Genomic DNA, 9,738 nt, shown 5'->3' with positions numbered 1-9,738 from the left:
GCGAAGGCGGTGGCACATCCAACATTATCGATCGACTTCAGACCGCTTTCGCGAGCAAGCCCGCTCCCACACTGGATCGCCGATATTCCGAATTTCGCGCTCACCACAAATCTCAAGCCAACACTTCACCCGCCACCTGATCGATTGCGCCTTTGGTGATGTCGACGATCAGGTCCGCCTCTTCGCGGGTCAGGATCAGCGGCGGGGCGAAGCCCAGGATGTCGCCGTGAGGCATGGCGCGGGCGATCATGCCGCGTTCCAGGCAAGCGGCCGAGACCCTGGGGCCGACTTTCAGCGTTGGATCAAAAGCACTGCGCTGCTCGCGATCAGCCATGAACTCCACCGCCGCGAGCATGCCGTCACCGCGCACTTCACCCACCAGCGGATGGCCTTCGAGGCTTTCACGCAGCCGGCGGTTCAGGTAGCCGCCGACATCCTCGGCGTTGGCCGTGAGGTTTTCCCGCTCGAGAATGTCGAGGTTGGCCAGTGCCGCCGCCGCGCAGATCGGATGTCCTGAATAGGTCCAGCCGTGCCCCATGGCGCCTTCGGTCTGGGAGGCTTTTTCGATCACGCTCCAGACCTTTTCCCCGATGATCACCGCCGACAACGGCGCATATGCGCTGGTCAGGCCTTTGGCGGTGGTAATCAGGTCCGGCTTCATGCCGTAGCGCTGACTGCCCATTTTCGAACCCAGGCGGCCGAACGCGCAGACCACTTCATCGGCAATCAACAGCACATCATATTTGTTCAACACCGCCTGGATCGCATCCCAATAACCGGCCGGCGGAACAATGATGCCACCGGTGCCCATCAACGGTTCACCGATGAACGCCGCCACGGTATCCGGCCCTTCAGCCAGGATCATTTTTTCCAACTCATCGGCGCAGTAACGCACGAACGCCGCTTCATCCATCCCCGCCGGGGCCTTGCGATACCAGTGGGGACACACGGTGTGCTTGACCCCTTCCACTGGCAGGTCGAAATGCTGGTGGAAGGTCGCCAGCCCAGTCAGGCTGCCGGTCATGATGCCCGAACCATGGTAGCCACGGTCGCGGGAGATGATTTTTTTCTTCTGCGGCCGGCCCAGCACGTTGTTGTAGTAACGCACCAGTTTGACCTGGGTTTCGTTGGCATCGGAACCAGACAGGCCGTAGTAGACCTTCTTCATCCCCTCTGGGGCCCAGTCCATGATGCGACTGGACAGTTCGACGATCGCCTCGCTCGAGTGGCCGACGTAGGTGTGGTAATAGGCCAGCTCCTTGGCCTGCTGGTAGATGGCATCGGCCACTTCGGTGCGGCCGTAGCCGATGTTCACGCAGTAGAGGCCGGCAAAGGCGTCGATGAAATCACGGCCTTCATGATCGCGAATGCGGATGCCCGACGCGCTCTTGATGATCCGGCCCTTGAGCGCACCGCTGGCGTGATCGTGGGCGTGGGTCGAGGGGTGCATGAAATGCGCACGGTCTTGTTCGAACAGCGTGTTGAGTTCTTGGCTCATGCGGGCTCTCCTGGGAACTGGCCTTGATGGTGCAGGCAAAAGTATTTGGTTTCGACGAAGGGCTCGAAGCCCTCGCTGCCACCCTCGCGGCCAAGGCCCGAGGCTTTCATGCCACCGAAGGGAATCGGATGGCCGGTGAACTTGACGCCGTTGACCGCGACCATGGCGTGGTCGAGACGGCGAATCAGTGGATAAATGAGGTCCAGGCGGTTGGAGCAAATATAGGCCGCCAGCCCGTATTCGGTGTCGTTGGCCATTTCGATGGCGTCGTCCAGAGTGTCGAACGGCATCACCCCGGCGATGGGCGCGAAATTTTCTTCGCGGTAGATGCGCATTTGCGGCGTGACATCAGCCAGTACCGTCGGCTGATAGAACAACCCGCCCAAGGCATGGGCTTCTCCTCCCACCAGGCGCTGGGCGCCAAGGGCCAGCGCATCGGCGACCCGATCGGCCGTTACGTCGAGCGCGGCCTGATGCATCAGCGGGCCGACGTCCACGTCCTGCTCCTGTTGATCGACCATGGCCGGCCCGACCCGCAAGGCGCGCACCGCCGCCGCAAATCGAGAAAGGAACGCCTGATACACCGGGCGCTGCACCATGATTCGATTCGCCGCGCAGCAATCCTGGCCCGAGGTCTGGAACTTCGCCTCCACGGCGACTTTCACCGCCAGCGCCAGGTCAGCATCGGCGCAGACAATGAACGGCGCGTTGCCGCCCAACTCCAGGGCGACTTTCTTCACGTCATGGGCGGCCGCTTGCAGCACCCGTTTGCCGACCCGGGTCGAGCCGGTGAAACTCACTGAGCGGACACGGCGATCCTTGACCAGGGTTTCCATGGTCATCTGCGGCTCACCCAACACCACGTTGAAGACCCCGGCGGGGAACCCCGCTTCCTCGGCCAGCTGGGCCAAGGCCAAAGCCGAGTATGGCGTTTCGTGGGCCGGCTTGATGACCACGGTGCAACCGGCAGCGAGGGCGGCGGTCGCCTTGCGGGTGATCATCGCCGACGGGAAATTCCACGGTGTCAGCAGCGCGCAGACGCCCACCGGTTCTTTGATCGTACCCAGGTGAGCATTGGGAATATGGCTGGGGATATTCTGCCCGTACAGGCGCCGGGCTTCTTCAGCGAACCACGGGATGAAACTGGCGGCATAGGCGATTTCGCCGCGGGACTCGGCCAACGATTTGCCCTGCTCGAGGCTGAGGATGCGCGCCAGGTCTTCGCTGTGTTCGACGATCAACGCCGCCCAGCGTCGTAGAATCTTGCCCCGGGCATCCAGGCTCTGTTCACGCCACGCAGGGAATGCCTGGTGGGCCGCATCCGCCGCCGCGACAATCTGCGGCTGATCCAGCATCGGCACATGGCCGATCACCGTGCGGGTGGCGGGATTGTGCACGGCAACGCTGTGGCCGCTGTCGCTGTGGACCCACTGTCCATCGATGTAGCAAAGCGCTTTGAACAGCAGCGGATGTTGATAAGTCATGACGTTCACTCCAGACCGTGTGCGTGAAACCATGCTAGGGCAGCGGCACTTGGATAATCGGGTGTTTGCCGTGGGTCATTGCTTAGTTTTTTCTGAAACAAGGGGCTGCAAAAGTGATTTCTGCGGTGCTCAGGTTGACGGTGCCAGCTCCGCCGGCAAGGCGCCGCCGGTCTTGATGACTTTGGTGACGATGTAGGTGAAATAGCGCTCGATACCGAGGTCTTCGAGCAGCAGTTGATCGACAAAGCGCTGGTAGTGATCGATGTCTGGAGACTGGATCATCGCCAGGTAATCCACCCCGCCACCGGTGGCGTAACAGAACGCGACTTGCGGGGTGGCGGTCATGCGCTGCTCGAAGCGACGCATGTCCTGGGCGGTGTGTCGGGCCAGGGTGATTTCCACCAGCACCTGTTGACGTTTGAACACCGCGCCCCAGTCGATCTGCGCCCGATAGCCGGTGATCAGCCCGGCCATTTCCAGCTTGCGCACCCGCTCCCAGGCCGGCGTCACCGAAAGGTTGATCGCCTCGGCCAGACTCGACTTGGTGATCCGCCCGTCCTCGGCGAGGATCTGCAGGATCTTGAGGTCATAGCGATCGAGCTTGTGCATGGGCCGGGGCTCTCCAGGCAGTTCAGACATCACACCGATTACTGTGGCGAGGGGATTTATCCCCGCTGGGCTGCGGAGCAGCCCCACAACCTGCAGACTCAATTTACCTGACATACCGAGGTGTCAGGTTTTAGGGTCGCTGCGCAACCCAGCGGGGATAAATCCCCTCGCCACAGGTGCGGAGTGCAGTCAGGCCTACACCAACACATCCGCAATCACCGCCAACGTATCGCCGCATCGCACCAGCCCTGGAAAGTGCCGGGCCGCCAGCAGACCGCTGCGGGCGGCGCGGTATTCAATGGGGGCGACGCCGCTGCGGGTGGCGTCGTAGATGCGCGCCACCACCTCGCCCAGGGTCACGTGTTCTCCCAGGTCGCGACACATTTCCAGCAGGCCGTCGTGTTCGCTGGCGATGAAGCAACTGGCATCGGGCATGTCGAGCATCAACGAGGGCTGTAGCTCGATTTCGCCGCGCAGGATGCCGGCGTGGATCAGCAGGTTGCGCACGCCGCGCTCGGCAATCGCCACGCTACGAGCCGTCGATGAGCCACCGCCGCCCAGTTCGGTGGTGACAAACACCTTGCCCTGGGATTCGGCGGCGGTGTCGTACATCGCCCCGGCGTCCAGTTCCAGCATGCGCATGCAATACGGCGCATTGAACGCCAGCATCCCTGCCTCGCAGCGGGCCTGTTGCTGCTTGTCCGGCAACACGTGACAGGCGGCGAACGGCAGGAAGTCCAGGGTCCGGCCACCGGAGTGGATGTCCAGGACGATGTCAGCCAAAGGCAGCAACGTCCGGTTGAAATAGTCAGCGATTTTCTCGGTAACGGTGCCGTCCGGCTTGCCGGGAAAACTGCGATTGAGGTTGCCCTTGTCGATGGGCGAGGTACGGCGTGCGGCATGGAACGCCGGGGTGTTCATGAACGGCACGATAATCACCCTTCCGCTCACCTCTTGCGCGGTCAACCGCTGCGCCAGCTTGCTCAGGGCCACCGGGCCTTCGTACTCATCGCCATGGTTGCCACCACTGAGCAGCGCCGTCGGGCCACTGCCGCGCTGGATCACGGTGATGGGAATCATCACCGCGCCCCAGGCCGAATCGTCTCGCGAATACGGCAGCTTGAGAAAGCCGTGCTGCACACCCTCGCGGGTGAAATCGACCGTGGCGCTGATGGGATTGGCGGGCAAATCAGTCATGGCTCAATCCTTCACGAACAATTGACGAGGCACGTTGCACAGCGTCTCGACGCCGGTCTCGGTGATCAGAATGCTTTCGGTGATTTCCAGGCCCCAATCGTCCATCCACAAACCTGGCATGAAGTGGAACGTCATGCCCGGTTGCAACACGCTGGTGTCGCCGGGGCGCAGGCTCATGGTGCGTTCGCCCCAATCCGGCGGGTAACTGATGCCGATCGGGTAGCCGCACCGGCTGTCCTTGTGGATGCCGAACTTCTCCAGCACTTTGAAAAACGCCACGGCGATGTCGCCCGTGGTGTTGCCCGGCTTCGCCGCGTCCAGGCCAGCGGCGATGCCCTCGACCACGGCTTTTTCGCCGTCGAGAAAATGTTGCGGTGGCTTGCCCAGGTAGATGGTGCGCGACAGCGGGCAGTGGTAACGCTTGTAGCAACCGGCGATCTCGAAAAAAGTCCCGGCGCCCTTCTCGAACGGCGAATCGTCCCAGGTCAGGTGCGGCGCGCTGGCGTCGGCACCGGTGGGCAGCAAGGGCACGATGGCCGGGTAATCGCCGCCATGGCCATCGGCGCCGAGAATGCCACTGCTGTAGATCTCGGCCACCAGTTCGTTCTTGCGCATACCCGGTTCGATCCGCTCCAGAATCCGACCGTGCATGTTCTCGACGATGCGCGCGGCGATGCGCATGTAGGCGATTTCCTGGGGGGACTTGACCGCCCGCTGCCAGTTCACCAGGCCCACCGCATCCACCAATTTGGCCTGAGGTAAATGCTTTTGCAGCGACAGGTACGCGGCGGCGCTGAAGTAATAGTTGTCCATCTCCACGCCAATGGTCAGCGCGCCCCAGCCACGGGCAGTGATCACTTCCCGGGACAGGTAATCCATGGGATGACGCTCGCGCGACTGCACGTAGATGTCCGGGTAGCCGACGATATTATCGGCCTGCATGAACACCGTGCGTTTGGCACCGTTGGCATCCTGGCCGCGACCGAACCACACGGGCTCGCCGTCCAGTGCCAACAGCACGCACTGGTGCACGTAGAACGACCAACCGTCGTAGCCGGTGAGCCAAGCCATATTCGACGGATCGGTAACCAGCAACAGCTCCAGGCCCTGGACCTGCATGGCCACGCGGACCTTCGCCAGGCGCTGGGCGTATTCCTCCCGCTGGAACGGAAGATTGACGACTATCTCTGACATCCACCTGCCCTCTGAGCAATGACGCACGAATAAAAGATCGGTCAACGACCGAATGGGAACCCCTTGCCCGCCGCCCGCGCCCGCTCGAAAGCCAGGTTGGCGATGGCGGTGTCCTGGGCGCCGGTGCCGGTGAGGTCGCACAAGGTGACTTGCGCCTCATCGGTCCGCCCGGCTCGCTGCCCCGCCAGCACCTGGCCCAGCTCCAGCAACGCTGCCTCATCGCCGACGACTCCGGCCGTCAGGGCGTGATGCAATTCGCCAAGCACGCGGGTCTGGCTCAGGCGATCGGCGACGTAGCAGTCGACGGCCGCCAAGGCTTGCGGGGAAATCTCGTTCTTGTGTTCCGCGTCCGAGCCCATCGCGGTGATATGCAGGCCCGGATGCAGGTGCCGGGCTTCGATCAGCGGTTCACGACTGGGGGTGCAGGTGATGGCAATGTCCACGCCTTGCAGCGCGGCGTCGACCGTTGCGCACGGGGTCACCGGAAGCCCCGTGTCACGTGCCAGTTCGGTACTGAAGGCCTGGGCCTTTTGTGCATCGCGAGCCCAGACCCGCACCTCTTCGATGGGCCGCACCAGCCGCAGCGCCTGAAGCTGCAACGCCGCCTGTTCTCCGGCCCCGATCAGCGCCACGCGGCGGCTTGCCTCACGAGACAGGCAGCGCGCCGCCACCGCCCCGGCCGCCGCCGTGCGCACGGCGGTGAGGTAGCCGTTGTCGAGTAACAGGGCCTCCAGCAAACCGGTGCGCGCCGACAGCAACATCATCATGCCGTTGAGGCTGGGCAGGCCGAGTTTCGGATTATCGAAGAAACCCGGGCTGACCTTGATCGCAAACCGCTCCAGGCCCGGCAGGTAAGCGGTCTTCACGTCCACCTCACCGTTATGTTCGGGGATGTCCAGCCGCAGGATCGGCGGCATCGCCACAGCCGCCGTCGCCAGCAGCACAAAGGCCTGTTCGATGGCGTCGATGCTGGGCAAGTCGAGGGCTACGCAACTGCGCAGATCCGCTTCGCTCAATAGGGTGACTTCGCTCATGACAAGCTCCGTTGCGGATGAGGATTATTGATGGGCCCCGGCGAGCACGCGGGCATGTTGTTCGGTGTCAACATTGCGCCCGCTGATCACCAGCACAATGGGGCCGCGCGGTTCGATCAGGCCGTCGAGCAAAGCGGCAATGCCGACTACGGCAGCCCCTTCAAGCACCAGGCGCTCCTCGTGATAGGCGTGGCGCAAGGCGTTGGCGATGGACGCTTCCGAAAGCAAATGCACGGCGTCGCTCAGTTGTCGGGTCATGTCGAAGGTGTAGCGGTTGTCCAGGCCGATGCCGCCGCCGAGGGAGTCCGCCAGCGTGGGCAACTCCTCGACCGCCACCGGATGCCCGGCGGCGAGGCTGGCATCCATCGCGGCGCCTCGGGCCATGCTGATGCCATGCACCTGAATCGCCGGATTCGCACTTTTGAGCGCCAGGGCCACGCCGGCGAACAGGCCGCCACCGGACAACGGCACCAGCACCTGGGCCACGTCCGGCTGTTGTTCGAGAATCTCCAGGCCGAGGGTGCCCTGACCGGCGATGATCGCCGGATGGTCGAAAGGCGGCAGGAAGGTCGCACCCTGTTCTCTGGCGATGCGTTCGGCTTCGCGCTGGGCATCGTCCTGGGACCGGCCGACGATGCACACCTCGGCCCCCAGGTCGCGGATCGCTTGCACCTTATTGGCCAGCACCAGGTTCGACAGACAGACAATCGCCTTGACCCCTTGCTGCGAAGCAGCATGAGCCAGCGCACGGCCGTGATTGCCGGTCGATGCGGTGACCACCCCCAGGGCCTTTTGCTCAGGGCTGAGCTGGGCCACGGCATTAGTCGCGCCGCGCAGCTTGAAGCTGCCGGTGATTTGCAGGGATTCGAGCTTGAGGTACACCGCCACGCCCATCAGCCGTGACAGGCTGGGGGAATGCTCCATGGGCGTACGCCGCACCCGCGATTCGATGCGCTGGCGAGCGAGATAGACATCCTGTAGCTGCAACACTGCCATGACCGCGTCCCGAGCTGATGTGTTGGGCGCAGTCTAAGAGGGCTGGATTGTGGTGATGAATGTACTAGGGCAATTTAGTTCGATTAGCTGAATACCCTCCAAGCCCCCCACCATTTGACTGGGGTGAACACAGATTCCGAGCCCACCGCAATTCCCTTGTGGGAGCGGGCTTGCTCGCGAAAGCGGTCTACCCGTTACATCAATGCTGGATATGCCGCCGCCTTCGCGAGCAAGCCCGCTCCCACAGAAGGGCTGTGTCGTTCACCAATTCGGCGTTTCAGAAATCATGGATCTGCGGGTATTGGTTGAAGATGTCCCGCATGCCGATCAGCGCATGGCGCATTTCTTTGTCGCTGCATTCGGCGCCTACGCATACCCGCACCGCCCGGGGTTTTGGGGTGCCGCGCACGGTGAACGGGTCGGGAGAGGTCACAGCGATGTGCTTGTGCCGTAGCGCCCGCACCAGGCTGTCCACCTCCCAATGGGGCGGGATGCCGATCCAGGCGTTCAAGGCGTGGGGATGCTGACCCAGCACGTGCTCGCCCATGTACTCGGTCACCATCGCCTGACGCCCCGCCAATAGCCGGCGCTGCAAATGCACCAGCGACTCTGCGCGCCCGTCGCGGATCCAGCGCGCGGCAATCTCCGAGACCATCGGCGTGGCCATCCAACTGTTGACCCGCAGGATGCTCTCGGTGCGCAGCGCCAGGCGCTTGGGCACCACCAGGTAACCGATGCGCAGCCCCGTGAGCACCGACTTGGTCATGCTGGTGCAATAAAACGACAGCTCCGGCAGGTAGTGGCTGATGGGCGGCGCACGGCGCTCGTCCAGCAGCGGACCGTATACGTCGTCTTCGATGATGTGCACCCCAAAGCGCCGGGCTATCTCGGCGATTTCCCGGCGGCGGGTGTCGGGCATCAGGCTGGTGGTGGGGTTGTTCAGGTTCGGCGTGCACACCAGCGCGGTGATGCGCTCGTTGCTGCACATGTCCTCGAAGTGTTCAGGGTCGATGCCATAGCGATCCATCTCCAGGCCCTTGAGGGTGAAACCCAGCACCTGGGAATTGCCGATCACCCCGTGGTCGGTCACTCCTTCGCAGAGCACCACATCATCGGGCCCCGCCAGGGACGCGAGGGCGAGGAAAATCCCATGGGCCGCGCCGTTGGTGATCAATATGTCGTTGCGATCAACCTTCAACCTCTGGCGGCCAATCCATTGGGCGGCCGCTTCGCGATGGGATTCAAAACCTGCGATCGGACGAAAAGCATGAATCCACGGCTGGTCTTCTTCGGTGCTCAGCTCAAGGCAGGTGTCGCGCCAGAACTGGTCGTGCTCGCGGGTGTGCATGATTCGCGTGATGGAAAAATCCACCAGCGCGCGCTCGGGGCTGTCGAGAATGTAGGTCGCGACCCGATCACTCATGCGTCGCGAAACGAAGCTGCCGCGCCCCACTTCACAGCGCACCAGCCCCTGGCGCTCCAGCTCCTTGTAGGCATTGGTGACGGTCTGAACACTGATGCCCATGGCGTCGGCCACTTGCCGTTGCGGCGGCAAGCGCTGGTCATTGGCCAGGGCCCCCTGTTCGATATCGTCGGCAATGGCCTGGACCAGAATCTTGTATTTGGACTCACCGCTACGGGCAACGTCCAAGGCTGATTTCCACTTATCCATGACGCTGCAACCCGCGTGTGTTCTGGTGCGCACAGCATCCCGCGGCTATCGCGG

General features: G+C 63.0%; 8 protein-coding genes. All 8 read right to left on the bottom strand.

What is annotated here, in order from left to right; translation table 11 throughout:
* Positions 1-112: 112 nt before the first annotated feature.
* The 8 genes from AAIS01_RS18345 to ehuR all read right to left on the bottom strand — a co-directional run bounded on the left by AAIS01_RS18345 (position 113) and on the right by ehuR (position 9,684).
* Positions 113-1,498, bottom strand: a complete 1,386-nt coding sequence (locus tag AAIS01_RS18345) for an aspartate aminotransferase family protein (RefSeq protein ID WP_343470106.1) — start codon at positions 1,496-1,498, stop codon at positions 113-115.
* Positions 1,495-2,982, bottom strand: a complete 1,488-nt coding sequence (locus AAIS01_RS18340) for an NAD-dependent succinate-semialdehyde dehydrogenase (protein WP_343470105.1) — start codon at positions 2,980-2,982, stop codon at positions 1,495-1,497. Before AAIS01_RS18340 ends, AAIS01_RS18345 begins: the two co-directional genes overlap by 4 nt.
* A 129-nt stretch (positions 2,983-3,111) precedes the next feature.
* Entirely contained in the window at positions 3,112-3,591 is a 480-nt protein-coding gene (locus AAIS01_RS18335) for an Lrp/AsnC family transcriptional regulator (protein ID WP_343470103.1), read from the bottom strand.
* Positions 3,592-3,786: 195 nt separating this feature from the next.
* Complete coding sequence (doeB, locus tag AAIS01_RS18330) at positions 3,787-4,788, bottom strand: N(2)-acetyl-L-2,4-diaminobutanoate deacetylase DoeB (RefSeq protein ID WP_092393855.1); 1,002 nt, start codon at positions 4,786-4,788, stop codon at positions 3,787-3,789.
* A 3-nt stretch (positions 4,789-4,791) separates the two neighbouring features.
* On the bottom strand, positions 4,792-5,982 hold the full coding sequence (gene doeA, locus AAIS01_RS18325; protein WP_343470102.1) for an ectoine hydrolase DoeA: 1,191 nt from the start codon (positions 5,980-5,982) through the stop codon (positions 4,792-4,794).
* A gap of 41 nt (positions 5,983-6,023) precedes the next feature.
* A complete protein-coding gene (locus AAIS01_RS18320; protein WP_343470101.1) occupies positions 6,024-7,016 on the bottom strand; it encodes a cyclodeaminase in 993 nt (330 codons plus the stop codon).
* 24 nt (positions 7,017-7,040) lie between these two features.
* The gene (gene eutB, locus AAIS01_RS18315) at positions 7,041-8,012 is read right to left on the bottom strand and encodes a hydroxyectoine utilization dehydratase EutB (protein WP_343470100.1); all 972 of its coding nucleotides are present in this window, start codon (positions 8,010-8,012) and stop codon (positions 7,041-7,043) included.
* Positions 8,013-8,289: 277 nt separating this feature from the next.
* Positions 8,290-9,684, bottom strand: coding sequence for a MocR-like ectoine utilization transcription factor EhuR (gene ehuR, locus AAIS01_RS18310; protein WP_343470098.1), 1,395 nt, complete (start codon positions 9,682-9,684; stop codon positions 8,290-8,292).
* Positions 9,685-9,738 lie beyond the last annotated feature (54 nt).

This window comes from Pseudomonas halotolerans (genome assembly GCF_039581215.1).
Taxonomy (GTDB): domain Bacteria; phylum Pseudomonadota; class Gammaproteobacteria; order Pseudomonadales; family Pseudomonadaceae; genus Aquipseudomonas; species Aquipseudomonas tehranensis.
The sequence above is the reverse complement of the archived record's forward strand: the minus strand, read 5'-3'. Positions and strand labels throughout refer to the sequence as shown.